The sequence below is a fragment of the Sinomonas sp. B1-1 genome, assembly GCF_050474465.1.
GTDB classification, from domain to species: domain Bacteria; phylum Actinomycetota; class Actinomycetes; order Actinomycetales; family Micrococcaceae; genus Sinomonas; species Sinomonas flava.
In genome coordinates, this window is record NZ_JBCHVF010000010.1 from 58,328 (window position 1) to 84,634 (window position 26,307).

The following is a 26,307-nucleotide window of genomic DNA, read 5'->3' on the forward strand; positions in this document are numbered from 1 at the left end:
ATGACTGACACCAACCACTCGGTCGCCCTGTCCTTCGAGGACGGCGTCACGCGCTTCATCAGCGTCGCGCCCGGCCAGACGGTCGCGGACGCGTCCTACCGCGCCCGTATCAACATCCCCCTCGACTGCCGCGACGGCGCCTGCGGCACCTGCAAGGCGTTCTGCGAGTCCGGGACGTACGACGGCGGCGACTACATCGAGGAAGCCCTCGCCGACGACGAAGCCGAGGCGGGCTTCTGCCTCCCCTGCCAGATGACCCCCGAGAGCGACCTCGTGCTGCGGATCTCCGGCACCGCCGAGATGGCCAAGAGCGGCATCGGCCAGTTCACCGCCACGATCGAGAAGCTCCACTGGTACGCGGACAACACCGCGGGCCTGACCCTCGCCGTTGAGGACCGCGAGAAGCTCGCGTACCTCCCCGGCCAGTACATGAACGTCAAGGTCCCCGGCACCGACGAGGAGCGCAGCTACTCGTTCAGCAGCGGGCCTGACGCGGAGAAGCTCACGTTCCTGGTCCGCACCGCCCCCGACGGCGTCATGACGACGTACCTCAAGGAGCGCGCGGCCGTGGGCGACACCCTGACCCTCGAGGGCCCCAAGGGCAGCTTCTTCCTCCGCGACGTCAGGCGCCCCGTGCTCATGCTCGCCGGCGGCACCGGCATCGCCCCCCAGCTGGCGATGCTGGAGAAGATCGCCAAGGCGGCGGCCGACGGCGTCGTCCCCGCCTTCCCGATCCACCTCGCCTACGGCGCGACCTGGGACAAGGACCTCGTGGAGGTCGAGGCGCTCGAGCGCTACGCCGCGGCGATCCCGGGCTTCACCTTCGACACGATCGTGGCCGACCCCGAGTCGGAGCACCCCAAGAAGGGCTACGTCACGCAGCACCTCCTGCCCGAGCACCTCAACGACGGCGACGTCGACGTATACCTGTGCGGGCCGCCCGCCATGGTCGACGCCGTGCGCCGCTACTTCGACGCCGAAGGCATCGAGCCGGCCAACTTCTACTACGAGCGCTTCGCGGTCGGCGCCGCCAAGGTCCTCGCGACGGCGGGCGCGGCGTGACCGTCCACGCCGGCCGCTTCGCGGGCAAGGCGGTCGTCGTCACCGGCGCCGCCCAGGGGATCGGGCGCGCCGTCGCCGAGCGCATCGCGGCGGAGGGCGGCGAGGTGGTCCTCGCCGACCGGGCCGAGCTCGTGCACGAGGTCGCCGGCGCCCTCCGCGAGGCCGGCGGCAAGGCGCACAGCCTTACCGCAGACCTCGAGACGTACGACGGCGCCCTGGCCGCCACCGACGGCGCGCTCGCCGCGGCGGGGCGCATCGACGTCGTCGTGAACAACGTGGGCGGGACCATCTGGGCCAAGCCGTACGAGCACTACACGCCCGAGGAGATCGAGAAGGAGGTGCGCCGCTCCCTGTTCCCGACGCTGTGGATGTGCCGGGCCGCGCTGCCACACCTCATCGCACAGCGGTCCGGGACGATCGTGAACGTCTCCTCAGTCGCTACCCGCGGCGTCAACCGCGTCCCGTACGCGGCGTCGAAGGGCGGCGTCCGTGCCATCACCACCGCGCTCGCGCTCGAGGCGGCCCCGCACGGCGTGCGCGTCGTCGCGACCGCGCCCGGCGGGACCGAGGCGCCGCCGCGCGCCGTCCAGCGCGGGCCCCTCCCCGCCACCAAGCAGGAGAAGGCCTGGTACCAGCAGATCGTCGACCAGACCGTGGAGTCCTCGCTCCTGAAGCGCTACGGCACCCTCGACGAGCAGGCCGCCGCGATCTGCTTCCTCGCCTCGGACGAGGCGTCCTACATCACGGGCACCATCCTGCCCGTGGCGGGAGGCGACCTCGGCTGAGGCCCTCCCCTTCGCGTTGCCGCCCCCGGGCCTGCCAGGCCCGGGGGCGGTTTCGGATCACCCCTGTGTGATCAGCGTCACCCATCACCACCATCACCAGCAGTTGTCCAGCTCCAGATCCCAGCACAGACATCGGAGTCTTGCATGTCATCTTCAGCATTTGCTGCGCCCTCGCAGCGACAGCGCACCACCCTGGCGTGGGTCGTCGCCCTCGGCGCGGCGGCCCTCACCTTCGACGGCTACGACCTCGTCGTGTACGGCACGGTCGTCTCGGGCCTCCTGCGCGACCCGAGCCAGATCGGCCAGCTCGACCCCGCCACCGCCGGCGCCCTCGGCAGCTACGCGCTCATCGGCGTCATGGTCGGCGCGCTCGCGAGCGGCGCGATCGGCGACTTCGTGGGCCGCCGCAAGGTCATGCTCCTGGCCCTCGCCTGGTTCTCGGTCGGCATGGCAGCCACCGCCCTGACCACGAGCGTCACCCTGTTCGGCGCCTTCCGGTTCTTCACCGGCATCGGCGTCGGGGCCCTCGTGGCCACCGCCGGGGCCATCGTCGCCGAATTCGCGCCCAAGAACCGGCGCAACCTCTGCAACGCCCTCGTCTACTCCGGCGTCCCCGCCGGCGGCGTGCTCGCCTCGCTCCTCGCGCTCGGGTTCGGCAACGGGCTCGACTGGCGCCCCCTGTTCTGGATCGGCGCCGTCCCGCTCGTCACGATCCTCCCGCTCGCCCTCGCCAAGCTGCCCGAGTCGCCCATGTGGCTGCTCTCCCGGGGCAGACGCGAGGAGGCCGAGGAGCTCAGCCGCCGCACCGGCGTCGTGCTCCCCGAGACGGACCCGACGCCGGCCGCCACCCGCGCCGACGGCGCCCCCCGTGAGCGTGCTGGCTTCGCCGGGCTGGCCACGCGCCGCTTCGCCCTCCCGACGGCGCTGCTCGGGCTCATGAGCTTTGCCGGGCTCCTGCTGACGTACGGGCTCAACACGTGGCTGCCGGAGATCATGGGCCAGTACGGGTTCGGGAAGGCGTACTCGCTGACGTTCCTGCTCGTGCTCAACGCGGCCGCGATCGTGGGCGGCCTCGTCGCCGCGGCGACGGTGGACCGGACCGGGCCCAAGCGGATCATCGCCGGCACGTTCGCGCTCGCCGCCCTCGCCCTCGTGCTGCTGACGTTCCACATGCCGTTCGCGGTGCTCCTGACGGCCGTCGGCGTGGCCGGGGTCGGCACGATCGGGACGCAGGTGCTCGTGTACGGGTTCGTCTCGAACTTCTACACGACCCCGACCCGCGCGGCCGGAGTCGCGTGGTGCGCCGGGTTCGGGCGGCTCGGCGGCATCCTCGGCCCGCTGGCCGGGGGGCTTCTGCTCTCGGCGGGCGTGACCGGCCAGGCCGCATTCTGGATCTTCGCGGTCGTCGCGCTGCTCGGCGCGGTGGTCACCGCCCTCGTCCCGCGGCCGGCGGCGCACGAGGAGACGCTCGGCGCGGCCCCGACGCACGACGGCGAGGCGGAGCCGGCCCTGCGGTGAGGTCGCCTCGGGAACGCCGGATGTCGTGGCGCACCCCCACCCCGCACCATACGGGAAGCCCGTGTGGTGCGGGGGTGTCAGCGGTGTTGGTAGGTGAGGCAGTCGGCGGCGTCGGCGCCGGGTCCGACGCGTACGTCGTGGGCGTTGCACATGAGGTGGTCGTTGTGGACGCACTCGTTGCGCTGGCAGGCTCCGACGTGGGCGAGGACCTTGGGCAGGCCTCCGAGGGAGGAGGTGTCGATGAAGGTCCCGCAGCTGGCGTGGTCCGCGGTGCCGGCGACGGTGATGGCGTAGGCGTTGCACTCGTGCTCGTGGTTGAACGCGCAGTTGTCCACGGAACAGGTCGAGACTTCTGTCACCTGCTGGGTCATGGCTCTTCTCCTCGGCTCGTGGGGCGGTGGGTGAGACGCTACCCCGCGCCGCCCGGCATGGGGAGGGTGGAATAGCGCATATTCCGCTGCCCCTTCGCCGCTCCCAGCCCGGCCAGGGGAGCCATGCCGACCGCCGGTCCACACGTTTCCTCCAAGGCAGCCGAGGCCGGTACCCGCCGGGGCGAGGTCAGAGGGCGCCGCCTGCAGCGCGGGGGGCGTCCGGGTCGCGGCCGTGGTCGCCGATGGTCTCGCGGGCGACGTAGTTCTCGAGGTCGAAGAGGTTGTCCCCGGCCCTGCGCGCCACGTTCAGGAGGGTGGTCATGGAGGCGACTTCTTCGACCTGTTCCTTGAGGAACCAGAGCATGAACTGCTCTCCGAGGGCGTCCTCCTCGGCCCTTGCTGCGCGGAAGAGGTCCTTGATCCGGGCGGTGACCTCCTTCTCCTGGGCGAGGGCCAGGGCGAGGGGTTCGGTGGCGTCGGCGAAGTCGTTGCGGACCTCTCCGATGGGCGGGATGCGGACGGGGAGGTTCCGGTCGAGCATGTACTGGACCATCATCATGGCGTGGTTGCGCTCCTCGAGGGACTGCCGGTAGAAGTGGGCGGCCAGGCGCGGCAGGTCCCGGTCCGCGTACCAGACGGCGACGGCGATGTACTGGTGCGAGGCGGTGAATTCGTTGGCGATCTGCTCGCCGAGCGTGTCGTTGAATCCCATGGCCCCTACCTTGGGCAGTCCCGCCGCTGGGGTCAATGGCCCCCCGGCGGCCTTCCCCACCTCCGGTGGAAGACGAGCCTTCATGACGAGCCAATGCGCTGTTTCGGGTCCCTCTCGGAGCGTGCTTGTCCCTACCCTTGAAGGATGCACGCTTCTCAGCCTGGCCGGGGCGGGGCCCTCCTGTGAGGCATCCCGGTGCCCTTGCGGGGGCGTGGGCGGTGATGGGGGCAGGGCTGCTGGCTGCCTCCGTGGTGGGAGAGGAGGCTTGGGCGCACCATGCGCGCCTGGTCGGTGTCCTGTTCCTGGTCCTGGCGGCCGGATGCGCGGCGCTGGTGCTGTTACGGCGCTGAACCGGGGACTTCCCTGTGGGCAGGATGGCTGGCGCGGCAACGGCCCCCGGTCTTGGTGGCCGGGGGCCGTTGCCGTGTGTGGGGTGTCGGGTCAGGCCGTGGGGAGGTGGGGATCGACGTCGTACTTCTCGGCGAGCTCGGTCAGGACGGCGTTGGCGCCCTGGAGGCTGACGGAGGTGGCGAAGGTGACGTCGTCGACGTCCATGACCTCGCCCTTGAGGGTCTTGAACAGCGGGTTGGCCATGAACTTCTCCTTCTGTGCCCGGGACTTGTCGCCCTCCGCCGTGCTCTGGCCGAACGCAGAGACGATCACGAGGCCGGCGTCTGCAGCGGGGAGCTGTTCCTGGGAGAGCGGGACGAAGATCTTCTCCTTCGAGTCAGGCTGGCCTGCTGGGCGGGGAATGCCGGCGTCGGCCATGATCTCGCCCAGGAACGAGGCCGAGGAGTAGAGGCGCGCGGTATCCTCGCCGGCGAAGCGCAGGTAGGAGTAGGTGAGCTTCGGGTTCTTCTTGAGGATGTCCGCGCCGACAGCCTTCGCGCGCGCCTTGTAGTCGGCGATGAGCCTCTCGGCCTTGTCCTTCTCGCCGAGGGCGTCGCCGAGCATGACGATGTTCTCCTTCCACGTCGGTCCCGTGGTGACGGAGAAGAGGGTCGGGGCGATCTTGGCCAGCTGCGGGTACAGCGCCTCGTGGCGGACCTTGGCAGAGACGATGAGGTCCGGCTGGGCCTCGAGGATCTTGTCCAGGCTCGGCTCGGCGAGGGAGCCGACGTTGAGTGCGTCCTTGGTCTGGGCGGACACGTCGCCGAGGTAGGACGGGAAGGGCGCATCGCCCTTGCGGTAGATCGTGTAGCCGTTGACCTGTGCGCCGAGCGCGAGGGCGGCGTCGGTGTAGCTCGGGTCGAGGGTCACGATCCGCTTGGGCTGGGCCTTGATCTCGGTGGACCCGAGGGCATGCTGGACCGTCTTGGGGAACTGGGCGGCGGCGGTGTCCGGTGCCGACGGCGCGGGCGAGGCAGCGGTCTGCGCGCCGCATGCTGTGAGCGCGAGCAGGCTCGCGGCCGCGGCGGCGGCCAAAGCGGATCGGACGTGGCGGAAACGGGTCATGGTGGTCCTTCGGGGTGCAGGTCACGGATCTTCCAGTAAGGCAAGCCTTGCCTCACTGTCGTCGTAGACTGTACCGGTGCGCAGCGGAATACGCGCAACTTTTCTGACCTAATGAGGATGTGCTGTGGTTCGAGTGCTGCCTGCCCGATCGACGCCGCCCGGCCAGAGCGGGCCCCAGCCGGGTCCGGGCTTGACCCCGGGGTTGGCGCTGGGGCTCGGCGCTGCGCTCGTCGTGGCCGCGGTCGCGGTGAGCCTGGCATTCGGCGGCCGGCCGACCGGCCTCGACGAGCTCCTCCACGCGGTCCTCTCCCCGGACGGTTCGGTGGCGGACATCGCGATCCGCGAGTTGAGATGGCCGCGCACGCTCAACGCCCTCGCCGTCGGGGTGTGCGTAGGAGTCGCCGGCTGCCTGGCACAGGGACACACGCGCAACGCGATCGCAGACCCGGGCCTGCTCGGCATTTACCCCGGGGCGGCGCTCGCGATCGTGGGCGGTTCGCTCGTGCTGGGCGCCGCAGGCACAAGCACCTACGCCCAGGCCGCGCTGGCGTTCGGCGGCGCGGTGGCCGCGAGCGTCCTCGTCATCGCGGTGGGTTCGGTGACCCGCCACGGCGCCACGCCGGTCACCCTCGTCCTGGCGGGAGCGGCCGTCTCGGCGCTTGCCGGCGGCGTCGTCTCCCTCATCGTCCTCAGCAATGACTCGGCGCTGGACACGCTGCGCTTCTGGCAGCTCGGCTCCGTCGCCGCGCGGGGGGCCCTGCTGCCGCAGGTCGCGCCCCTGATCGTGGTCGGCGCCGTCCTTGCCGTGCTGAACATCGGCCCGCTGAACGCCCTGGCCCTGGGGGAGGACACGGCCCGATCGCTCGGCGTCTCGGTAGCGCGCGCCCGGCTCCTCGGCCTCGCAGCGATCGGGGTGCTCTCGGCCAGTGCTGTGACCCTCGCCGGGCCCCTCGCGTTCGCCGGCCTGCTCGTACCGCATGCCGCACGCGGCGTGGTGGGCGCCGACTACCGCTGGCAGGTCCCGGCCAGCGCCCTCGGAGGCGCGGCCCTCCTTCTCCTCGCGGACACGGCCGGGCGGCTGATCGCACGCCCTGGAGAGCTGCCCGTCGGCGTGGTCCTGGCCGTGGTCGGCGCACCGTTCTTCGTGTACCTGGCCCGCCGACGCCGGCTGGTCGCCCTGTGAGCCGCACCGTCACCGTGCTCCGCGCACCAGAGTCAGTGAGCCTCCCGCAGGGCACCCGAGTGATCCGCGCGGGCAGCGCCTCCGTGGTGCTGCGGCCGCGGGTCATCGCCCTGTCCGCCACTGGGGTCGCCGTGCTCGCGACCGCGATCGTCGGCCATCTGCTGTGGGCGGGGCGTCCGCTCCAGCTCGGCCAGGTCCTCGGGGCCCTCGCCGGGGACCCGGCGCTGTCCCGCGCCGTGCGGCTGACCGTCCTGGAGTTCCGGCTGCCGCGCACCCTCGCAGGTGCCGTTGCCGGAGCCTGCCTCGCGGTGGCCGGCGGGATCACCCAGACCGTGGCGCGCAATCCGCTCGCGACTCCGGAGATCCTCGGCGTGACCGCGGGCGCCTCCACCGGTGCCGTCGCCGTCGTCGTGCTCGCCGGTGCCGGGCACGGCGGCGCGAGCGGCCTCGCCGCGGTCGTGGGCATGCCCGTCGCGGCCGCGATCGGAGCCCTCGGCGCGGGCACAGCGGTCTTCCTCCTCACCCGCCGCCGCGGCGGCCGCGAGTTCGACAGCACGCGCCTCGTGCTCGTAGGCCTCGGCATTGCCGGGCTGGCCTCGAGCCTGACCACGTGGCTGCTCACCCTGGGAGACGTCACGAACGCGGCCCAGGCCCTGACCTGGATGATGGGTTCGCTCAACGGGCGGGACTGGGGCGCCGTCGTGCCCTCCCTCCTCGCAGCGGTCCCGCTGCTGCTGGCCGCCGCGGCGTGCGGGCGGTGGCTGGCCGTGAGCTCGTTCGACGACGACACGGCCCGCGGCCTCGGCCTGCCCCTTGCCACGAGCCGCCCGCTTCTGCTGGGGCTCGCCGTGCTGCTCGCCGCGCTCGGCACCGTCCTCGCGGGGCCGGTCGCGTTCGTGGCGCTCATGTGCCCGCTCGCGGCGAAGTCCCTCGCGCGGGCCGTCGTCCCCCCGCTGAGCCTCACGGCCCTGCTCGGTGCGGTGTTCGTGGTGCTGAGCGACCTGGCGGCGGGCTTCCTCCTGCCCCATGCGGTGCCGGTCGGCGTGTTCACGACCGTCCTGGGCGCCCCTGTCCTGATCGTCCTCGTCCGCCGAAGCCAGAAGAGGCCCGCATGACACACAGCACGAGCACCGCCGTGCCTCCGCTCTCCGCCCACGGGCTCACGCTCGGCTTCGACGGCCGCGCCGTGGTCCCCGCCCTCGACGTCGAGTTCACGCGGGGGTCCGTCACCTCGGTCATCGGCCCGAACGGCTGTGGCAAGTCCACGCTGCTGCGCGGCCTCGGCCGGCTCCTGCGCCCGCAGGCCGGCAGCGTGAGGCTCGACGGCACCGACATGGCCGCGATGCGCCCCCGGGCCGTCGCCCAACGGCTGAGCATCCTGCCGCAGACACCGCACGCGCCCAGCGGCCTCACCGTGGGGGAACTCGTGGCCCGTGGCCGCCACCCCCGCCAGCGCTGGTACCAGCAGTTCGGCCGCGGTGACGAAGCCGCCGTGGCCCACGCGCTGGACGCGACGGACATCGCGGACCTCGCTGCGAGCCCGCTCGAGGACCTCTCCGGCGGCCAGCGGCAGCGCGCCTGGATCTCCATGACGCTCGCCCAGGAGGCCGAGCTCCTGCTCCTGGACGAGCCCACCACCTACCTCGACCTCGCCCACCAGGTCGAGGTCCTCGAGCTGATCGCCAGCCTCAACCAGGACCTGGGGCGCACCGTCGTCATGGTCCTCCACGACATCTCGCTCGCCGCGCGCTACTCGGACACGATCGTGGCGATGCGCGACGGGCGGATCGTCGCCCAGGGCACGCCCGCGGAGGTCGTCACCGCGGACCTGCTGTGGGAGGTGTTCGGCCTCAGGGCGGAAGTCATCACGGAGCCGACCGAGGGCCGCCCGCATGTGGTCCCCCTCGGCGCGTCCCGGGTGAAGAGCGCTGCAGGCGCGGTCCGCGCGGACGGGGCCCGGGCGTGAGCGGCCCCCGCATCGCCCAGGACGCCACCGGGCGCTCGAGTTCCGCCCTGCCCTCCGGCGAGCCGGGAATGGGAGCGCGCCGCGCGCCGTCGGCCGCCGCCGTGCCCTTCCCCCTGACGGTCCTGGCCGTGGAGGACCTGGGACCGCGGCTGCGCCGCATCACCCTGGGCGGGGTGAGCCTGCTGCGCTTCGCCACGGACGACGGCGCGACCTGGGACCTGCGCGTCAAAGTCCTCGTGCCGAGCCCCGGGCACACTTTGCCGCCAGCTGACGTGTTCGCGCCGAAGGGGTGGCGCCAGGCCTGGCTCGGGCTGCCCGAGAATGCCCGCGGCCACTTGCGCTCCTACACCGTGCGCGAGGCGCGGCTCGAGGAGGCGTACCCCGAGATCGACATTGACTTCGTGCTGCACCCCCATGGCCCCCAGGGCCCGGCCGCGCAGTGGGCCCGCACCGCTGCCCCCGGGGACCAGGCCCTCGTGCTGGGCCCAGCCACCCGGCCCGGCTCCCCAGAACAGGCCGGTGTCGAGTTCGCGCCCGGAGCGGCCCGGCACGTCCTCCTCGCCGGCGACGAGACCGCCCTGCCCGCGATCGCAGGGATCCTGCGCGACCTCCCCGCCGGGGCCACGGCTCAAGCGATCATCGAGGTCCCAGACGGTCATCTCGTAAGGGGGATGCCCACCGGTGCCGATGCCGCCATCGAATGGCTCGTGCGCGGAACGGCCCCCCACGGCGAACGCCTCACGGAGGCGGTGCGGCGTGCCGTCCCAGCGCCGCTGCGCTCTCCGGGCCCCGCCGTCCTCAACCGCGCACTCGCCGCCGAGCCCCTCGACATCGGCCCCGAGCGCGAGCTCCTGTGGGACACGCCGCAGTACCGCCGCCTGTTCTCGGCCGGCGAGCCCGACGGCCACGGCATGCCCGGGGACGCGGTGTACGTGTGGATCGCCGGAGAGTCCACCATGGTCACGGCGCTGCGGCGCTACCTGGTGCGGGACTGCGGGCTGGACCGCGGGCAGGTCGCCTTCATGGGGTACTGGAAACACGGCGTCGCCCAGCACTGACCCGCGTGGCCGCCGTCGCCTTCCAGGGCGGGGACAGCCTGCCTCACTCGCCGACGTGGACGACGGTGGGCTCCGGGTGCATGAGGAAGCCCGTGTGGCTGATGTTGTGCGCGTACGCGCCGGCCATCCCGAACACCACCAGGTCGCCCACGGCCAATGACTCGACGGGCACGTCCGCCGCGAGCAGGTCCTTGGGGGTGCACAGCTGCCCGACGAAGGTCACGGGCTCGTCGGCCACCTCCGCGTCTGCGCGTCCTGATGCCGCTGGCACGACGGCAAGCGGCTGGCTGTGCCCCTTGGCCGCCGGTGTGCGCAGGTGGTGCGTCCCGCCGGCGCACACGGCGAACCAGCTGCCATGGCTGCGCTTGAGGTCGAGCACCCGGGTGGCATACCAGCCCGAGTAGGCGCTCACGGCCCGGCCGGGCTCGATCCGCACGCGTATCCCGGGATGCCGGTCCAGGACCTGGGCCATGAGGCGGCCGTACTCGTCCCAGTCGAAGGTGGCTTCGGGCCGGGCGTAGTCCACGGACATCCCGCCGCCGACATTGACCTCCTCCAGGGCGAGCCCGTGTCGTGCGGCGAACGCTTCCGCCCAGGACAGGATGCTCTGCGCTGTCGCGGCGCAAGCGGTGGGTCCGAGGCCGCTGGCGAGGTGGGCGTGGACGCCCACGAACCGGATCGCCGCCAGGTCGGCGATGAGCGCGGCGGCTTGGTCGGCGGTCTCGGGATCCATGCCGAAGGGGCTCGGTGTCCCGCCCATCACCAGCGCGGCCCCTTCCGGCCCAGCACTGCTTCCGTCCAGGGGGATGTTGCACCGCAGCAGCACGTCTGCCGTGGTCCCGCGCTGGCGGGCGAGGCGGTCCAGGCGGCGCAGCTCGCGCAGGCTCTCGGCATGGAACCGGTCGACGCTGGCGTCGAGGGCCGCTGCGAGCTCGCCGTCCGTCTTGCCGGGCCCGCCGAAGGCGAGGCCGGCCCCGGGCGCGACAGCGAGGACATGGGCGAGCTCTCCTCCGCTGGCGACCTCGAGCCCGTCCACGTGCCGGGCGATCGTCCGCACCAGGCCGGCGTCGGGGTTCGCCTTGACGGCGTGCAGGAGGGACAGGCGCGGACCGGCGTGGGCGAGGCCGGAGCGGATCCTGGCCAGGTGTGCCCGGAGGTGGGCGAGGTCGTAGATGTAGGCCGGAAGGGCTGCGTCTCGCGCGGCGGCGCGGGCTGCCTCGAGGACGGCTCCCGTGACCGGCATGGCGGGGGCGGCTCCGACGGTGGGGGTCATCGGGGAGCCTCCGTGGTCGTGGCGTCCGCGGGGAGCACGGCGCCGAGGGGGTTGGGGAAGGGGACGTAGCCTGCGTGCCGGTCGGCGGCGCGCTGCCAGCGGATGAGCATGTTCGTCTTGGCAGGCAGCGGGACCCCGGAAAGGAGCGCCCGCAGGCGGGCGGGCTGGCCGAGCTGGCCGCTGACCCGGGCCACGGTGTCGGCCAGGCTCACCCACAGGGTGTCCTCGAAGCCCTCGAGGTGCGGGACGAGGTCCGCGAGGGCGCCTGCTGTCTCGGCGAGGTTGTTGACGAAGAGGCAGTATGCGACCCGGTTCCAGGCCCGCTCCTCGTCGTACGCCGCGCCTGCGGCGACCTCGGCGGGAAGCCCCGCGAGCGTCTGGGCATGCTGCGAGTCCAGGAGCTTGGTGCCCTCGAGGTCCCGGGCGAGCACGGACTCGGGCAGCCCGTGGGCATCGAGCACCGCGAGCACGTTCTGCAGGTGCGGCTCGAGCACCACCCCGTGCTCGGCCCACAGGCGCAGCACGGGCGGGACGAGCAGCCTCACGTACCGGTCCCACCAGTCGGCGGCCCACGCCGCGCGGCCGTCCGGGGATGCCGGTGCGATGTCGGCCAGGCGCGCGCGGGCGCCTTCGGCCGTTCCGGAGGCGACGAGGCTTCCCATGAGGTGGATCTCGGCCGAGCCGGGCGCGGCCGCGCGCAGCCCGGTGCGCACGATGCTCCCGAAGCCCTCGAGGATCGCGAGCCGCTGCTCGGCCGTTCCGAGGTGGTCAGGCAGCCGGACGCTGCGCGCGGCCGGCTCGAACAGGAGGCCGAACCCAGGCTCGGCGGTCCGGAGCGCGGCGATGGCCTCCTCGAGGAGCGCGGTGAGGGCCACCGCGCCGGAGAGCTCGTAGGCGGCGTTCTTGCGCAGGCAGTTGGTGAGGCGCACATTGAGGCTGGCCTTGAGGAAGACGTCGGCCTCGGGCTGGTAGAGCGTGCGCACGCTAGCAGTGGGGTGGAAGGGCAGTCCCACGGCGCCCAGGTCCACGATGGCCCCCTCGGCGAGGGCCTGGGCGAGGACCGGGCCGAGCCCGGGGTCCGAGGCGAGCAGCTCGAACTGCCAGGGGTGGACCGGGACGGCCCGGTGCCCGGCGGGGACGGCCGTGCCGCCGAGGAGCTTCGCGGTGGCAGCGTGCTCGTCGAAGCCCGCCCGTCCCGCGTGCGCGGCTGCGTGCTCGAGCGTGTTGGCCTCGGGGACGGCGAGCCAGCGGAGCTGGAACGCCGTGCGGGTCTCGGGGGAGAAGCGCCGCCAAGCCGCCGGCTCCCCCGAGCGCCATTTGGGGGAGGGATGGCGCGGGTGCCCGCCAAGCAGTGCCTGCTCGGAGTCGAGGTACGCCTCGGCCGCGCGCCCGGTCCCGCGCTGGGGCGCAGGGGGCCGGGCATTGAGGATGTCCGAGAGCGAGTCCCGGCTGGCCAGCACCTGGGCTGTGAACTCGGGGTTCTCGATCCCGGTGCGTGCGGTGAGCTCGGCGGCAGTGAGTCCGGCGAGCTCGGCCAGGCCGATCTCCCGCCAGGCGGGGCGGGCGCTGCCTGGACCGGTGCGGTCTGCCTCGCCGCCGGCGAGGAGTTCCACGGGCCCCTCGAACCGGTGCATCGCCACAGTCGAGACGCGCGAGACGCGGGCCCGCAGGCGGGCGCCGATATGGGCCAGGCGCAGCAGGAGATGGCCGTCGTGGAGGGCGAGCTGCCGGTCGGGCCCGGCCACCTCGCGCACGAGGCAGCCCAGGAGCGTGTGGGCGGAGGCGAGGTCGGCGTCGAGGCGGGCGGCTGCGGTGGGGGCTGTGAGGCTCATGCGAGGCTCCGTTCACTGGCGGGGACGGGGGAGGAGGCGGGAGGGGGGACCGCGCGGGAAGCGGTGAGGGAGCGCACGCTGGCGGCCAGCACGGCGCCCGCGGCGAGGGGTATGGCCAGGGGGGCCGCGCCGAGGACGGGGCCTGCGCCGGCCAGTGCCGACGCGCCGAGGCCCGCGAGCACGGCACCGGACTTGGATCCGGTCTCGACCCGGCCGAACAGCCGTCCGGGCCGGTGGTGCGCGGCCGCCTCGGATGCCAGCAGCGTCAGGGAGGGCAGGCCGAGCGCGAGCGCGGTGCCGAGCAGGGCGCGCCCGGCGATGACCCAGGCGAGCGCGTCCTGTCCAGGCAGGAGCGCCGGGACCGCATGGACCAGGCCCGAGAGGGCCGCCGCGCCGTAGGCGGCGCCGAGGCCGGTGCGCGCCCGTCCCTGCAGGAGCCGCAACGCGATCGCCGCGGAGGCGAGGTACGCGAGGTGCGGGGCGGCGAACAGCACGCCCGGCGCCCATGCGGGCAGGCCGGGGGCGAGATGGTGCACGTACGGGACGAAGTACGGGTACGTGGAGACCGTCACGAGCACGAACCCGGCCTCGGCGAGGCACAGCCCCAGGACCGTGATGGCGGACGGCTGCGGGACCTTGCCCGCCACGGCCTCCCCGGCGGTGGCCGTGGCCGGCCTCGGCCGGACGGCGCGGCCCAGCGCGGGCATGCGCACCATGGCCGCCGCGGCGGCCAGCGGCAGGAGCGCGGCCAGCCCGTACATCTGGCGGACGTCGACCAGGCCGGAGAGGAGGCCCGCGAGCACGGGTGCCGCGACAAGCGCGGTACGGGCCGAGCCCTGCATGAGGGCCAGCGCCCGCGAGAGCCGCTCGCCCTCGAGCCCGGAGGCGAGATAGGCGGTGCTCGCCGAGTAGGTCCCGCCCAGGACACCCTGGGCGACGAGCGCGGCCACGAGCGTGGGCAGGTCCTGCGCGATCGCCGCGAGGCCGAACGCTGCCGCGAGGCCAAGCTGCGCGCGCACCAGCAGGGGCTTGGGACCGACGCGGTCCGCGAGCCGGCCCCACAGGCTCGCGGACAGCGCGGTGCACAGGGTCGGGACCACGTACAGGACCCCGGCCCAGCTCGCTGCCGGGTCGCCCAGCTGCGGCAGGAGCACGCCGAGGTAGGGCGGCAGGCCGAGCGCCGCGAACGCCGAGGCGCAGTGCGCCGCTGCGACCACTCCGACGTGGCCGCGCCCCAGGGCGCTCACCTGGCACCCGCCCTCGTGCCGGTCTGCGCCGCCGCGCCGGGCCGCGCCGCACTGGGCGCGAGGTAGTTGGGGCCGGTGCGGAAGTAGAACTTGTTCACGTCCGAGCATCCGAGGCGCTCCTTGGGTAGGAGCGTGCCGGCGGTGAGCATGCCCTTGATGGGCAGCCGCTCGGCCTCGAGCACGCGCTCCCGCAACAGGGCCGCGGCGGCGAGGGAGCCGGCGTCGGACGGATCGGTCCAGCGTTCGCAGGCATCCTCCAGGCGGGCCCGCACGCGCGCGAACATCGCCGCCCGCGCCTCGGCGTCCGTCCCGCCCGCCTCGACCACCATCGCCGCGATGCAGAGGTGGAGGGTGATGGTGGTGAACATGTCGGCGAGCTCAGTGGGGTCCTGCGCGGCGATGCGGGCATCGCTGAAGTCTTCGGCGCGCACCGGGCGGCCCAGCGCGGCGGAGGCCCTGGCGCAGTCGATCCGGCCGCTGTCGTTGTCCTTGTAGACGAGCCGCAGTCCGGCCGGGCCCTGGGCCACCGTGATGTTCTGCTGGTGCGCCTCCAGCGCGATCCCGTAGCGCAGCCAGAGTGCCACGTGCCAGTCCAGGAGCAGCGCGGCGTACTCCTCGATCCAGGCCTCGCTGCCGAGGCCCGCCTCTGCCGCGAACGTGTCCAGGACACGCACGCCCGGGTCCCCGGGGGCCGGGGCGAGGAGCGCGGCGGCGGGGGCGAGCAGGTCCTCCTCGATGGTGCTGGGGTATTCGCGGACGAGGACCGCGAGGAGGTCGCTTGCACTGTCAGCCCACCGGGACTCGTCCGCGAGCAGCACGCGCGGGGCGAGCTCCGGCTCGCGTGCGAGGACGTCCTCGAGGATGCGCTGCATGGTCTCGCCGCCGGCCAGGCTCCCGGGCTTGATGGTGCGCCGGTTGCGCCGGCCGAGCGAGGCCGTTGGCAGCGGGAGCTTGAGGTGGACGCTCGGGCTGTCCAGGAGGGCCACCGTGCGGGTCGAGAGCGTGGGCGCAACGCGCAGGCCCGGAATGGCAGGGCACGCGAGCACGGCGACCTCCCCGCGCGCGACCGTGAGCGGGTGCACGGGCAGGACCACATGCTCCCCCTCGTCGGCCCCGAACTGCGCAGCCGTGGGCCACCAGGCTGGCAGCCCCCCGCGCAGCGCCTCGGAGGAGCGCACCTCGGAGCGCGTCACGAGCGTCCACGCCAGCTCGAACTCGGGCAGGTATTCGGGGGCGTAGGCGCGCACCTCGTCGTCGCTCAGACCCCAGCGGGTGCGGCCGTTCGGGTGCACCGGGTGGTCGCGGACGGCTGCGGCGGCCTCGTGGACCAGGAGCCCCGCGAAGCCGCGTGGCGCGGGCGCCCCGGGGCCCGAGGCGCCTGCGGCCGCGGCGAGGTGGGAGGCGATGTCCGCCGACTCGGTCTCGTGCATCGCGACGATCCGCCCGCTCTGGCGGCACTCCTCGCGGAAGTCGTCCCAGCCGGCCTCGGCCTCGGGATCGTCCTCGGGTGCGAGCGCATCGAGGATGGCATCGAGCGTGCTGGGCGTCGCCTCGGCCCCTTCGGCGTCCCGCACGGTGAGGAACGGGGCGGCGAGACCGATGTCGGCGAGGTAGCCGTCGTCGCGTACGGGGAGCACCAGTGTCCGGCCGCCCGGGAGCGGTGCTGTCCAGGAAGCGGGGTCGGCGGTGAGGCTCCCGCGCGTGAGGATCCCGAGATGGTCCTCGCGCAGGAGCGCGTCGAGGATCCGGACGGTGAGGCCGTCCAGGGCGCGGGAGGCCGAGGGGACGGCTTCGGGTGCCCGCTCGGCGGCGTTGTCGATGGTCGCCGTCACGCGCGCACCTTCCAGCTGTTCCGCGCGATGAACGCCTCGACGGCCCCGGCCGCGTCATCGCTGCGCAGGCCGATCGCGTGCACCACGGACAGGTAGTCCCGGTTGGTCCCGTGCAGCGGCGCGGTCACGCCCAGCTCGCGGAGCCTGCGGTGCCGGAGCCGCACGGCGTCCGCGAACACGCCGTCCTCCGGTGCCTCGACGAGCGTCCCCGCGCGTTGCGCCGTCACGTAGCGCAGGTGCGCGCACCGGTCGAGGGACACGGGTTCGGGGAGGTCTGCAGGCAGGCGCTGACCGGAGTGGACCCGGATCACCTGCTCGAAGAGGTCCACGCCGAGCAGCTCGGAGTAGATGAGGTCCATGGTGTCGCCGATGAGCCGGTAGTTGACCTCGATGATCCGCGCCCGGTCGCCCTGAAGCACGAACTCCGTGTGGCATGCGCCGAGTCCCACCCCGAGCGCCGCGAGCTGGGCCAGGAGGTCGCGCACCACGGCGTCCGGCAGCTCGGGTTCCCAGTCCCGCCTCGACTCCGTGAAGGAGGGGGGCGGCCCAAGCGACGTACGCCACGAGCCGAGCACGTGCAGCGACCGCCCGTCGCCGAGCGTCTCGAACGTGTGCAGCTCGCCGGAGAGGTACTCCTCGACCACGAGCCCGGCGCCCGGTCGGCGCCTGCGGATGCCCGCGACCGTCTCGAGGAGGTCGGCGGGGCTCTGCACGAGCACCACGTCCTCGCTCGCCACGCCCTCGCAGGGCTTCACGACGGCGGGGTACGGCACCGCGGCGGCGGCAGCGGCGGCGTCGTCCTCGGGATCGAGCTGGACGGAGGCCACGGTGTCGAGGCCCGCATCGGCGAGGGCGCGGCGGGTGAGGAACTTGTTCTTGCAGCGCAGGGCCGCGCGCCAGTCCTTGGCAGGCAGAGCCAGGAGCGATGCGGCGAGGGCTGTCGCGGCCTGGAGGTGGTCGCTGTTGCTCAGGACCGCGGTGGCGCGGCCGTGGCGCCCCTCGAGTCCCAGGACCCGGGCGGCGACGGCGCCGGCGTCGCGGACATCGGCGTGCTCGACCGCGGTGGGCGGGTGCGGGACTCGTGCGTAGGCGGCCCGATGCGATGCCGGGTCGTCTGTGAGGATCACCGTGTCGAGCCCGAGCCGTGCCGCCGCGGGCAGGAAGCCGAGGGTCAAGGCATCGGTGGGATTGAGGGCGGTCAGGTAGAGGCTCACGCTGGGGTCTCCGGGACTCTCTCGGAAGTTAGGCAAGGCTAAGCTAAGCACCTTGGGATGCCCTCCCGTCAATTCCCGGGGTAAATTTGCGCACGGAAGTGTGTCGTATTACGACCTTGGCGTCGGAACCCAGTCGCCGGCGGCCGTAAAGGAGGAATCATGGAACAGCGCCCCACGCTCTCCTCCAAGCTGGCCGGCACGGGGGCGGTCGGGCTCTACTGCTCGGTTCCCAGCCCCGTCATCGTGGACATGATCGGCCACGCAGGGTTCGACTTCGTCATCCTCGACACGGAGCACGCGCTCGTCGGCCCCGCCGAGCTCGCCGCGCTCCTGACGGCCGCCCGCGCCACCGGGCTCGACGCACTGGTCCGCATCGCCGAAGGCGACCACGCGGCAATCCTCCGCGCCCTCGACGCGGGTGCCGCCGGCGTCGTCGTGCCCCATGTGCGCTGCCGGGCGGACATCGACGCCGCCGCGAAGGCTGCGAGGTACCATCCGGACGGCACGCGTTCGCTCGGCGGAGGCCGCGCCGCCGGCTTCGGCGAGGAAGACCCCGTCCAGCTGATCTCCCGGGCCAACGCCGAAGTAGTGGTCGCGGCCCTCATCGAGGACCGCGAGGGCGTCGAGGCGATCGGTGACATCCTGGCCGGGGGAGGCGTGGACCTGGTGCTGCCCGGCCCGGGTGACCTCTCCCAGTCGTACGGGGTGCCCTGGCAGGTCCGCCACCCCGAGGTGCGCGCCGCCGTCGAGGCTGTCCACCAGGCGTGCAGCCGCCACGGTGTCCCATTCGCCCCGATGGCCACCCATCCAGAAGCAGCTGCCCGCTGGAAGGCCGCCGGCGCCCGTTCGTTCGTCATGGGAGACGCGCAGGACATCGCCGCAGCCGCCATCCGAGCAAGGCGCGCCGTCGCAGCCGGCCCCACGCCCCATTCGGAGACATGAAGACCATCCCGCTCCCCGCCAGCCCCCCTCCACAGACTCTCAGTAGACGTCGCTCCTCGCGCCGGGGGGAGGAGCTGAATCCCTCGCGGAGAATCCCTTTGCAGGGGTGTTTGTTGGGTGCCCTTTACTGAGGCGTGCCTGAGGGAGCGGTACGGCTGGTTCGAGGCGGTGTACTGCAGGGGGTCCAGGCACGCATCTGCTCCCTGCCGTCTTCCGTGATCCGGTCCGGACCCCAGCGCGGGGTCCAGACCCAGGCCAGATGCCATTCGTCGACAACGCCTTTCAACGCCCTGCCAACCTGCTCTTCTATCTCTTCGGTCAGGGCGCAGGCTGGTGAGGTCAAAGTCATCGTGATCCGCAGGGCGTTGTCCGGCCCATATTCGAGGCCGTAGAGGAGGCCAAGATCCACGATGTTGACGCCCAGCTCGGCGTCGACGACATCCTTGAGGGCCACTTCGACATCCTTGAGCGGCCTGGGGACGAGGATCTCGGAGGGAGCACGCATCCGGACCTCTGCATCAGACATGCTGCTGCCTTCGAATCGAACGTCTACAAGCGAGCGCCCGCCCTGGCGCTCCGCCCGTTTCGGCTTGAGGTTCGGCGCGCGGCCCTCGCGCTGGTGAGCCGGCCAATCCGGGCATGGTAAGGCTTACCTAAACATCCATCGTGCGATGTTAGCTTGAAGGCGACGCGGTGAGAACCCCTTGTCTCGGGAAGGTCGCGCCAAGGGCCTGCCTTCACAGCAGCCGGGCAGGAGGCGCGCCTCCCTCTTGCAGGCGAAGCGCCGATCCCGGCCGCGGCCGAGGCGGCTAGGAGCCTCCCAGGACCCGCGGCCAGGCCCCTGAAACCCGGAGGTTCGATTGCGAAAGATTCTTGCATCCTATTTCCTCTTAGGTTAGGCTCACCTTGCCCGAAGCCCTTCGGGCCCCTGCCCTCTGCACATAGCCCGAGGTTGCCCATGCCTGTGCCCGCCGCCCCCGCCGCGCGCCTCCCCGGGTTGCGTCAGCACGGCGCGGCCCGTGAGGAGGTATCCGGGTGATCATCTGCCACTGCGGAGTCGTCAGCGACGACGACGTACGCCGTGTCTGTGCCGACGGCGCGCGCACGCTCGGGCAGGTGTGCCGCGCCACCGGAGCCGGGCAAGACTGCGGCTCCTGCGTCTTTACCGTGAAACGGCTGCTGTGCCAGCATAAGGAGTCGGTCGACTCCCTCCTGGAGGTGGAAGGTGCAGCCTGTTAGTCCCCGAATCGAAGAGATGCTCAACGATGCGCTCACCCTCGAGCTCACCGTCACCAACACCTACTTCCTGCACGCCAGGATGCTCGACAACTGGGGCCTTCCCAAGCTGGGCAAGGTGTTCTACGACCTGTCCATCGACGAGATGAAGGATGCCGACGCACTCATCAGTCGCATCCTGCTTTTCGACGGACACCCCAACGTCCAGCGGCTCAATGCAATCCAGAGCGGGCAGAACGCCGAGGAGATGCTTGCGCTGGGCCGTGACTCCGAGAGGGCCGCGGTCGCCCAGTTCAACGCGGCCGCCGAAGAGTGCCATCAGCTCGGCGACCACGGCACCGCCGCGGTGTTCGAGGCGATGGTGCTCGACGAGGAGAAGCACGCCGACTGGTTCGAGAGCCAACTCGATGCCATCGAACGGGTCGGCCTCGCGCAGTACCTGGCACAGCAAATGACCGCCGGCGACGGTCCAGGCTGACCCCGCGTGTTCTGACTCGGCCTTACGGACGAGGTCGCGGGCTTGAGCCACTCAGCCCAGCGCGGCGCGGTGGTGACCGTCCTTTGGCTCAGGACCGGGCACAGGGTGGGCGGCGCGTACCGTCGAAGTCGAGGGAATCGGCAGCAGGTCCTCGTCTTCTAGGACGGCCTCATTCCGCGGACATACCACGAGCGGGACGCCGTCGCCGGCGACTGGGGTGGGTATGCGATCGGTAAGCGACTTGGCGCGCAGCCTGGGTCCAGGCCCCAGCGTCGCGTCGACCCACCTCTGGGGTCCGGCCCGAACCCAAGCGGGGTGGTTTCCCTCGTTTGACTTCGTCAAGGTGTGGCCGGAACTTGGTTCGGGCCTATCAAGAGTCCATTGGTCGGCTGAGCCACTCTGGGGCAGAGGTTAGGGGCGCCACGGCCAACAGAGGGCCTGCCCTCCCGTCTGGGAGGGCAGGCTACGCTATATTCACGCGGTTTCGGCGTTCAACTTGTCCATCGTGCCGCAGCAGCAGGTGGGGTTCTGGTCGTCTTCGCAGTCGGGCGGTGCGTCCTTGGTGACGATGACCTCGCAGCCGCAGCCGGGGCAGCGGTAGACCTCTCCCTGGTGGAACGCCATCTCGTTCCTCCCTTGCCTCGTTCCTAGTGCCCACAGGCTAGAGTCCGGCTCCGAGGTCCGGGTCGATACTGGTTGCACCGGCCGGGCGCCGCCTGCAGTCGACTGGAGGAGGAGCCGTGACTGGTGTCGGACAGGCGTACTGCACGATGGGGTAGGCCGCGCGGCTCGCGGGGACGACTCGCAAGGCGATCCGGGTCTACGCGTCGAAAGGGCTGCTCTCGGGCCCCGAACGCGTCGAAGCCGATTACCGCCTGTTCGTACCCGAGGACGTCGGGGTGCCCCGGTTCATCCGGCAGGCGCGAAGGCCCTCGGCCTCACCCTGGCCGAGATCGGGGAGGTCCTGGACCTCCAGCGCGGCGGGTGCGCTCAGCCCTGCGGGCACGTCATCGCTCTCATGGATGAACACCTCGCCTAGGTCGAGAGGACCCTCAAGGAGCTCCGTGGTCTGCGGCACGCGCTCTCCTCAGCGCGCCGGGCGGCGGATCGGGCCCGCATCAACGGCGCCGGGGGGGTGGTCTGCAGGATCATCGAGGCTCCGCAGCCCGGTCCCGGGGGATGCTGCCGATACGGCCCCGGAATGGAGCGGGCCGGTCCTGACATCATCCCTTTACTGGGCGGCCGGTTCGCTGCTGCGCCCGTCGAGGAGGCCTGCGGGGAGCCGGGAGCCGACCGAGACCGCCTCGGTCATCCCGCCACACACCACGAGCCCTCCTCTAGCGCTGCGTCGGTGGAGCAGGCCCCGTGTAGAAGATCCTTCTCCGGGCGGGTAAGCACCCTCGAGCTGGCGGGGCCGTGGGGATGGAGATCCCGGGCTAGGGGGTGCGGGCCGCGTTGCCGGTTCCAGGGCGGAGCGGGCGGCGGTAGTTGATGGCGCCCTTGGGCTTGTACACCGAGAGCACGGTGACCACGGCCAGGACCAGGAGCGCTGCCCCGGAAGCGACGGCCAGCTGTACTTGGGTGCGCAACTCGTCCGCGGGCACCGGGCCGAGGACGGCGAGGGCCGCCATACGGTCGATGGGCTGGGTGTGGATCATCAGCACCGCGGTCGAGGCGGCGGTGAGGAGGAGCTTGAACAGGACCCACCAGTGGCGCATCAGGCCCCACGGCGATGCCAGTGCCGAGGTCAGGCCCGTGAGCAGCGCGGCGAAGGCCAGCGGGACGATGACCGTCCACGTGATGGGTTCCATTGCCACGTAGAGGGCTGACACAGTTGCAGGGGGGCCGTCGGCAAGGCCGGCGACGGCGAGGGCGAAGAACGCCGCGACCGAGCCCATCCAGCCGACGGAGGCGGTGATGTGGGCGACGAGCACGGCCTTGCGCAGGCCAGCCGGCATCAGTGGCCCATCATCGGCGACAGGCCGGCCAGGTGCAGGGCCACGAACGCCAGGAGGAGGATCCCGATCGCGACAATTGTGGCCTTCACCCAGCGCGGGGTCCCGCCTGAGTGCCGGCTCTCCGGACGTCGGCGGCCGGGCTGGGGCATCTGGTCTTCCTCGGAATGGGTCACCTCCCGCAATTTATCAATCCACCGTGTATCGATCAAGACACTGCGTCGGGAGCATGGCATTCCGTATATATTCGTGGTGTGCCAAAGCTGTGGAACGAGACGATCGAGGCCCATCGACAGGCCGTGCACGAGGCCATCCTGGAGGCCGGGCACGCCCTGGCCGTCGAGCGGGGGGTGGCTTCGGTGACGATGTCGGAGGTCGCGGCTCGGGTCGGGATCGGGCGCGCGACGCTGTACAAGTACTTCCCGGACGTCGAGTCCATTCTCATCGCCCGCCACCAGCGCCACGTCGCGCACCACCTCGAGCGCCTCGAACGCCTGCGTGACCAGGCCCCCACCCCGGCCGCCCGGCTGGAGGCAGTCCTGACCGGGTTCGCGTTCGCCGCGCACCAGCGCAGGGACCACGCCGGCACCGAGGTCTCCGCCCTCGTGCACCGGCGCGAGCACATTGCCGCCGCCGAGGCCGAGTTGGCCTCCCTGATCACCTCCATGCTGGCCGAGGCCGCCGCAGGCGGCGTCGTGCGGACGGACGTCCCGTCGGCCGAGCTGGCCTCCTTCTGCATGCACGCCCTCGCCGCCGCGGCCGGGCTGCCCGACGGGGCGGCGGTCCACCGCCTGGTCGCCCTCACCCTCGCCGGCCTTCGCTGAGCCCGGAAGCCCAGCCGCTGGGCGCTCACTGCCGGCCCATCGCAGCAGTCCTCACTCCGCATCCGGAGACATGAAGATCGTCCTTCTCCCGGGCAATCCCACCACCACGGACTCTTGTAGACGCGAATCTAGCGTCGGGGACGTATTGAACGCCTCGCCGAGCACTCAACAAAGGGGTTCCTTTGTCGGAACGGTCATTCGCTCTCGTGAGGACCAGCGGGCGTTCCCGCGCTTAGATTCGACGCCGGTACCTGGCCACATGTACAGGGATCTCGCCGGGATACGAGTACCAGTAGGAGGGGCACGGATCCGCGGCCTGACCGGGTACGGCGGGAACCGCGGATGAATACTTCCGTGGGCACTTCCGCCCCTTCAAGATCAGCGGCCGCCCTCCTACAGTGAGGCCCACCGGGAATCCCACGGGCGCCTCAGATGGCTGCGGCCGGTTCGGCGGGCAGCTTCTGCATCGTGAGGCCGCAGCAGCAGGTGGGGCTGCTGTCGCCTCCCTTTCCGGGGGCTGCGCTCTTGGTGACGGTCACCTCGCAGCCGCAGTCGGCGTCGGGGCAGCGGTAGACGTCTCCCTGGTGGAACGGCATGGCACGATCCTCCTCGTCGTCTGGTTCTGAAATGTCCTTCCATCCTGCACCTCGGCCCTGGGGGCAAGGTCAAGGGCAGAGTCCGCTCATCGGGTCCAGGAGTTGAGCTGGCCCTTGGGGCAGGGCTGACACTGGAGGAAGGAGATCAAGGTCGTGGGAGGTGCGCGTGCTGGTCGAGGAGGTCCCTGCCTACACGGTGGGGGAGGCGGCGCGGAGGGCCGGGGTGACGCGGAAGGCGATCCGGGTGTACGAGTCCAGGGGGCTGCTGCCGGCGCCGGAGCGGACCTCGAGCGGGTACCGGCTGTTCACGGACGGGGATGTGGCGGTCCTGCAGTTCATCCGGCGTGCGAAGTCGCTGGGGCTGAGCCTGTCCGAGATCGCCGAGGTCCTTGACCTCCAGCGCGGGGACGCCCAGCCGTGCGGGCTAGTGATCGGGCTGCTGGATGGGCATCTGGCCCAGATAGAGCGCACCCTGGCCGAGCTCGGGGCGCTGCGCGAGTCCCTCCTGGCCGCTCGGGACGCGGCAGAGGAGTCGATGCGCTCCGGGCAGGAGGCGGTATTCTGCCGCATCATCGAGGGCCCGTGGGACCGGACGGGCCTCGGTGGCCGGGCCCGGCGGCGGTCAGAGATAGCTGCAGACCTGCCGGGGGTCGCAGGCCTCCGGCCCCGATGCGGCGGCCCGGAGCCGGTCGGCGAGGGTGCTGCGGAGGGCCTGGAGCTCTGAGATGCGGGCGTCGAGGGCCTCGAGCTGGTCGGCCAGGCGGTCGCGGACGTGGGAGCAGGGCCTAGTCCCGCCGTCGTGCACGGCCAGGAGGGCGCCGGCCTGCTCGAGGGTCAGACCTGCAGCGCGGGAGCGGCGGACGAACGCCGCCCGCTGGACGGCTTCCTGTGGGTAGTCGCGGTAGCCGGCCGGGGTCCGGCCGATGCCGGGCAGGAGGCCGATGTCCTCGTAGAAGCGCAGGGTCTTGGCGGTCGTGCCCGCGGCGGCCGCCGCCTCGGAGATGCGCATCAAGTGCTCCCTTAATTCCCGATCCGGTCCTGACGGTCTCAACCGCTGCCGGTTCCCTGGGATTCCCGCCCTTGACCTTCCAGCGGCTGGAAGGCGCAGAGTCGGGGACGAACAGCAGCATGCGTATGAAGTGGAGGAGACGAAGGTGACGATTGCTCAGGAGTACGATCTGGTCGTCGTCGGGTCGGGCAGTGCCGGGTTCGCGGCGGCGATCCGGGCAACGGGCCTGGGACTGCGGGTGGCGATGGCAGAGGCGGGGACGGTGGGCGGGACCTGCGTGAACACCGGGTGCGTGCCGTCCAAGGCCCTCCTGGCCGCAGCGGCCGCCCGCCACGCCGGCGCGGACGCGGCCCGGTTTCCGGGGCTGGAGCCGGCGGCCGTGGGCCTGGACCTGCCTGCCCTCATGGCCGGGAAGGACGACCTGGTGGGGTGGATGCGCCAGCAGAAGTACCTGGACCTGGCCGATGACTACGGCTGGGACATCCACCGTGGCACCGCGTCATTCGTCGGGACCCCGGAGGACCCGGTCCTGGAGGTGGCCGGCGACGACGGTGGGGCAGCTGTTGTGCTGCGGGGGCGACACCACCTTGTCGCGACCGGGTCGGCGCCGTGGGTGCCGGAACTGCCCGGACTCAGGCAGGCGGGCTACCTGACCTCGCAGACCGCCATGGAGCTTGCCGAGGTCCCCGAGTCCCTGCTCGTGGTCGGCGGCGGGTACGTCGCGGTCGAGCAGGCCCAGCTGTTCGCCCGCCTCGGCTCCCGCGTCACCATGCTGGTCCGCTCGCGGCTGCTCTCCGGCGAGGAGCCCGAGGTCTCCATGGCCCTGGCATCCGTCTTCCACGACGAGGGCATCCGGATCGTCCGCCGCGCCGTCCCCACCGGGGTCCGCACCGAACCCTCCACAGGGGAGGCGGTCGTCACGGCCGACGTCGGCGGCGCGGCGGAGGAGTACCGGGCGGAACGTGTCCTGATGGCCACCGGCCGCCGCCCCGTGACTGCGGGGCTGGGCCTGGCCGGGGTCGGGGCCGCCACCGGCAGCCTCGGCGAGGTCCTGGTCGACGCGGGCCTGCGGAGCACGAACCCGCGCATCTGGGCTGCGGGGGACGTGACCGGGCACCGGGAGTTCGTCAACGTCGCCGCCGCCCACGGCGCCCTGGCCGTGGAGAACGCCTTCACCGGCGCGGGGCTGGAGGTGGACTACTCGCAGCTGCCGAGGGTGGCGTTCACCAGCCCCGCCGTCGGGGCGGTGGGGCTGACCGACCGGCAGGCCAACAGCGAAGGGCATACGTGCGAGTGCCGGGTGCTGCCGCTGGAGTTCGTGCCCAGGGCACTGGTGAACCGGGACACCCGCGGGTTCATCAAGATCGTCGCCGATCAGGGCACCGGGCGGATCCTGGGCATCACAGCCGTGGCCCAGGACGCCGGCGAGCTCGCCGCGGCCGGGGTGCACCTGATCGGCACCGGCACCACCGTCCACGAGCTCGCCTCGCGGTGGGCGCCGTACCTGACCATGGCCGAGGGGCTCAAGATCGCCGCCCAGTCCTACACCACCGACGTCTCCCGGCTCTCCTGCTGCGCCGTGTGAACCACCTCGGCCGCGGGTACCGATCTGCCGGGTGTTCTGTGCGCAGGCACACAGAAGACCCCCCGGCCGGGCCCCTAGCGTGGAAAACCCGCCCGAGAGGGCAATGAGAAGGAAACAAGAGGCGCGGCCCCGGCGCCAGAACCGCCGCCAGTGCCTCTCGAGGAAACGAAGAAG

General features: G+C 72.2%; 28 protein-coding genes. 14 read left to right on the forward strand and 14 right to left on the reverse strand.

All coding sequences use genetic code 11. The features are described from left to right. The 3 genes from benC (at position 1) to ACQ5BE_RS14055 (ending at position 3,365) form a co-directional block, all read left to right on the forward strand. Entirely contained in the window at positions 1-1,062 is a 1,062-nt protein-coding gene (benC, locus tag ACQ5BE_RS14045) for a benzoate 1,2-dioxygenase electron transfer component BenC (RefSeq protein ID WP_430297575.1), read from the forward strand. Then, positions 1,059-1,847 (forward strand): 1,6-dihydroxycyclohexa-2,4-diene-1-carboxylate dehydrogenase, encoded by a 789-nt coding sequence (locus ACQ5BE_RS14050; RefSeq protein ID WP_430297577.1) that lies wholly within the window; start codon positions 1,059-1,061, stop codon positions 1,845-1,847. Before benC ends, ACQ5BE_RS14050 begins: the two co-directional genes overlap by 4 nt. 144 nt (positions 1,848-1,991) lie before the next feature. After that, complete coding sequence (locus tag ACQ5BE_RS14055) at positions 1,992-3,365, forward strand: MFS transporter (RefSeq protein WP_430297578.1); 1,374 nt, start codon at positions 1,992-1,994, stop codon at positions 3,363-3,365. Between the two features lie 77 nt (positions 3,366-3,442). On the opposite strand, the gene ACQ5BE_RS14060 is transcribed toward ACQ5BE_RS14055, so the two are convergent. From ACQ5BE_RS14060 to ACQ5BE_RS14070, 3 genes are all read right to left on the reverse strand, one after another. Further along, positions 3,443-3,736, reverse strand: coding sequence for a DUF1540 domain-containing protein (locus tag ACQ5BE_RS14060; protein WP_430297579.1), 294 nt, complete (start codon positions 3,734-3,736; stop codon positions 3,443-3,445). Between the two features lie 187 nt (positions 3,737-3,923). Next, a complete protein-coding gene (locus ACQ5BE_RS14065; RefSeq protein ID WP_430297581.1) occupies positions 3,924-4,448 on the reverse strand; it encodes a ferritin in 525 nt (174 codons plus the stop codon). A gap of 441 nt (positions 4,449-4,889) precedes the next feature. Continuing rightward, positions 4,890-5,903, reverse strand: coding sequence for an ABC transporter substrate-binding protein (locus tag ACQ5BE_RS14070; protein WP_430297582.1), 1,014 nt, complete (start codon positions 5,901-5,903; stop codon positions 4,890-4,892). 190 nt (positions 5,904-6,093) lie between these two features. Here ACQ5BE_RS14070 and ACQ5BE_RS14075 point away from each other — a divergent pair, with 190 nt between their 5' ends. From ACQ5BE_RS14075 to ACQ5BE_RS14090, 4 genes are read left to right on the forward strand one after another with little or no spacing between them, the layout of a single operon-like run. Beyond that, complete coding sequence (locus ACQ5BE_RS14075; protein WP_430297585.1) at positions 6,094-7,086, forward strand: FecCD family ABC transporter permease; 993 nt, start codon at positions 6,094-6,096, stop codon at positions 7,084-7,086. Beyond that, positions 7,083-8,201, forward strand: coding sequence for a FecCD family ABC transporter permease (locus ACQ5BE_RS14080; RefSeq protein WP_430297586.1), 1,119 nt, complete (start codon positions 7,083-7,085; stop codon positions 8,199-8,201). The genes ACQ5BE_RS14075 and ACQ5BE_RS14080 overlap by 4 nt, the downstream gene beginning before the upstream one ends. Further along, positions 8,198-9,052, forward strand: a complete 855-nt coding sequence (locus tag ACQ5BE_RS14085) for an ABC transporter ATP-binding protein (RefSeq protein WP_430297588.1) — start codon at positions 8,198-8,200, stop codon at positions 9,050-9,052. The genes ACQ5BE_RS14080 and ACQ5BE_RS14085 overlap by 4 nt, the downstream gene beginning before the upstream one ends. Continuing rightward, positions 9,049-10,110, forward strand: a complete 1,062-nt coding sequence (locus ACQ5BE_RS14090) for a siderophore-interacting protein (RefSeq protein WP_430297589.1) — start codon at positions 9,049-9,051, stop codon at positions 10,108-10,110. The genes ACQ5BE_RS14085 and ACQ5BE_RS14090 overlap by 4 nt, the downstream gene beginning before the upstream one ends. A gap of 43 nt (positions 10,111-10,153) precedes the next feature. On the opposite strand, the gene ACQ5BE_RS14095 is transcribed toward ACQ5BE_RS14090, so the two are convergent. The 5 genes from ACQ5BE_RS14095 to ACQ5BE_RS14115 are packed head-to-tail and all read right to left on the reverse strand — an operon-like array spanning position 10,154 to position 17,508. Beyond that, on the reverse strand, positions 10,154-11,383 hold the full coding sequence (locus ACQ5BE_RS14095) for an alanine racemase (RefSeq protein ID WP_430297590.1): 1,230 nt from the start codon (positions 11,381-11,383) through the stop codon (positions 10,154-10,156). After that, the gene (locus ACQ5BE_RS14100; protein ID WP_430297591.1) at positions 11,380-13,215 is read right to left on the reverse strand and encodes an IucA/IucC family protein; all 1,836 of its coding nucleotides are present in this window, start codon (positions 13,213-13,215) and stop codon (positions 11,380-11,382) included. The genes ACQ5BE_RS14095 and ACQ5BE_RS14100 overlap by 4 nt, the downstream gene beginning before the upstream one ends. After that, on the reverse strand, positions 13,212-14,462 hold the full coding sequence (locus ACQ5BE_RS14105) for an MFS transporter (protein WP_430297592.1): 1,251 nt from the start codon (positions 14,460-14,462) through the stop codon (positions 13,212-13,214). Before ACQ5BE_RS14105 ends, ACQ5BE_RS14100 begins: the two co-directional genes overlap by 4 nt. Beyond that, positions 14,459-16,294 carry an IucA/IucC family protein gene (locus ACQ5BE_RS14110; RefSeq protein ID WP_430297594.1) on the reverse strand — a complete coding sequence of 612 codons (1,836 nt, stop codon included), beginning with the start codon at positions 16,292-16,294 and terminating at the stop codon, positions 14,459-14,461. The genes ACQ5BE_RS14105 and ACQ5BE_RS14110 overlap by 4 nt, the downstream gene beginning before the upstream one ends. Beyond that, positions 16,291-17,508 (reverse strand): ATP-grasp domain-containing protein, encoded by a 1,218-nt coding sequence (locus tag ACQ5BE_RS14115; RefSeq protein ID WP_430297595.1) that lies wholly within the window; start codon positions 17,506-17,508, stop codon positions 16,291-16,293. The genes ACQ5BE_RS14110 and ACQ5BE_RS14115 overlap by 4 nt, the downstream gene beginning before the upstream one ends. 159 nt (positions 17,509-17,667) lie before the next feature. Between ACQ5BE_RS14115 and ACQ5BE_RS14120 the strand changes: the two genes are divergently transcribed. Beyond that, on the forward strand, positions 17,668-18,450 hold the full coding sequence (locus ACQ5BE_RS14120; protein ID WP_430297597.1) for an HpcH/HpaI aldolase family protein: 783 nt from the start codon (positions 17,668-17,670) through the stop codon (positions 18,448-18,450). A gap of 124 nt (positions 18,451-18,574) precedes the next feature. On the opposite strand, the gene ACQ5BE_RS14125 is transcribed toward ACQ5BE_RS14120, so the two are convergent. Next, positions 18,575-18,955 (reverse strand): metal-sulfur cluster assembly factor, encoded by a 381-nt coding sequence (locus ACQ5BE_RS14125; protein ID WP_430297703.1) that lies wholly within the window; start codon positions 18,953-18,955, stop codon positions 18,575-18,577. Between the two features lie 530 nt (positions 18,956-19,485). On the opposite strand from ACQ5BE_RS14125, the gene ACQ5BE_RS14130 reads away from it, so the two are divergent. Next, positions 19,486-19,689, forward strand: coding sequence for a (2Fe-2S)-binding protein (locus ACQ5BE_RS14130; RefSeq protein ID WP_430297598.1), 204 nt, complete (start codon positions 19,486-19,488; stop codon positions 19,687-19,689). Next, positions 19,676-20,164, forward strand: coding sequence for a bacterioferritin (bfr, locus tag ACQ5BE_RS14135; RefSeq protein WP_430297599.1), 489 nt, complete (start codon positions 19,676-19,678; stop codon positions 20,162-20,164). The genes ACQ5BE_RS14130 and bfr overlap by 14 nt, the downstream gene beginning before the upstream one ends. Positions 20,165-20,638: 474 nt before the next feature. Here the strand turns inward: bfr and ACQ5BE_RS14140 are convergent, their stop codons facing one another. Beyond that, positions 20,639-20,788: a hypothetical protein gene (locus tag ACQ5BE_RS14140; RefSeq protein ID WP_430297600.1), complete on the reverse strand. Its 150-nt coding sequence runs from the start codon at positions 20,786-20,788 to the stop codon at positions 20,639-20,641. Between the two features lie 340 nt (positions 20,789-21,128). On the opposite strand from ACQ5BE_RS14140, the gene ACQ5BE_RS14145 reads away from it, so the two are divergent. Then, positions 21,129-21,203, forward strand: coding sequence for a hypothetical protein (locus ACQ5BE_RS14145; RefSeq protein ID WP_430297704.1), 75 nt, complete (start codon positions 21,129-21,131; stop codon positions 21,201-21,203). A gap of 397 nt (positions 21,204-21,600) precedes the next feature. Here the strand turns inward: ACQ5BE_RS14145 and ACQ5BE_RS14150 are convergent, their stop codons facing one another. After that, complete coding sequence (locus tag ACQ5BE_RS14150) at positions 21,601-22,122, reverse strand: DUF2269 domain-containing protein (RefSeq protein ID WP_430297601.1); 522 nt, start codon at positions 22,120-22,122, stop codon at positions 21,601-21,603. Beyond that, a complete protein-coding gene (locus tag ACQ5BE_RS14155) occupies positions 22,122-22,295 on the reverse strand; it encodes a hypothetical protein (protein WP_430297602.1) in 174 nt (57 codons plus the stop codon). The genes ACQ5BE_RS14150 and ACQ5BE_RS14155 overlap by 1 nt, the downstream gene beginning before the upstream one ends. Positions 22,296-22,373: 78 nt before the next feature. Between ACQ5BE_RS14155 and ACQ5BE_RS14160 the strand changes: the two genes are divergently transcribed. After that, entirely contained in the window at positions 22,374-22,943 is a 570-nt protein-coding gene (locus tag ACQ5BE_RS14160; protein WP_430297604.1) for a TetR/AcrR family transcriptional regulator, read from the forward strand. Positions 22,944-23,371: 428 nt separating this feature from the next. Here ACQ5BE_RS14160 and ACQ5BE_RS14165 read toward each other — a convergent pair whose 3' ends face one another. Beyond that, positions 23,372-23,539 carry a hypothetical protein gene (locus ACQ5BE_RS14165; protein WP_430297605.1) on the reverse strand — a complete coding sequence of 56 codons (168 nt, stop codon included), beginning with the start codon at positions 23,537-23,539 and terminating at the stop codon, positions 23,372-23,374. Positions 23,540-23,705: 166 nt separating this feature from the next. On the opposite strand from ACQ5BE_RS14165, the gene ACQ5BE_RS14170 reads away from it, so the two are divergent. Beyond that, entirely contained in the window at positions 23,706-24,263 is a 558-nt protein-coding gene (locus ACQ5BE_RS14170; RefSeq protein WP_430297607.1) for a heavy metal-responsive transcriptional regulator, read from the forward strand. Here ACQ5BE_RS14170 and ACQ5BE_RS14175 read toward each other — a convergent pair. Then, complete coding sequence (locus ACQ5BE_RS14175) at positions 24,162-24,548, reverse strand: MerR family DNA-binding protein (RefSeq protein ID WP_430297608.1); 387 nt, start codon at positions 24,546-24,548, stop codon at positions 24,162-24,164. The genes ACQ5BE_RS14170 and ACQ5BE_RS14175 overlap by 102 nt on opposite strands. Positions 24,549-24,699: 151 nt before the next feature. Here ACQ5BE_RS14175 and merA point away from each other — a divergent pair, with 151 nt between their 5' ends. Then, a complete protein-coding gene (gene merA, locus ACQ5BE_RS14180) occupies positions 24,700-26,133 on the forward strand; it encodes a mercury(II) reductase (protein ID WP_430297706.1) in 1,434 nt (477 codons plus the stop codon). Positions 26,134-26,307: the final 174 nt, after the last annotated feature.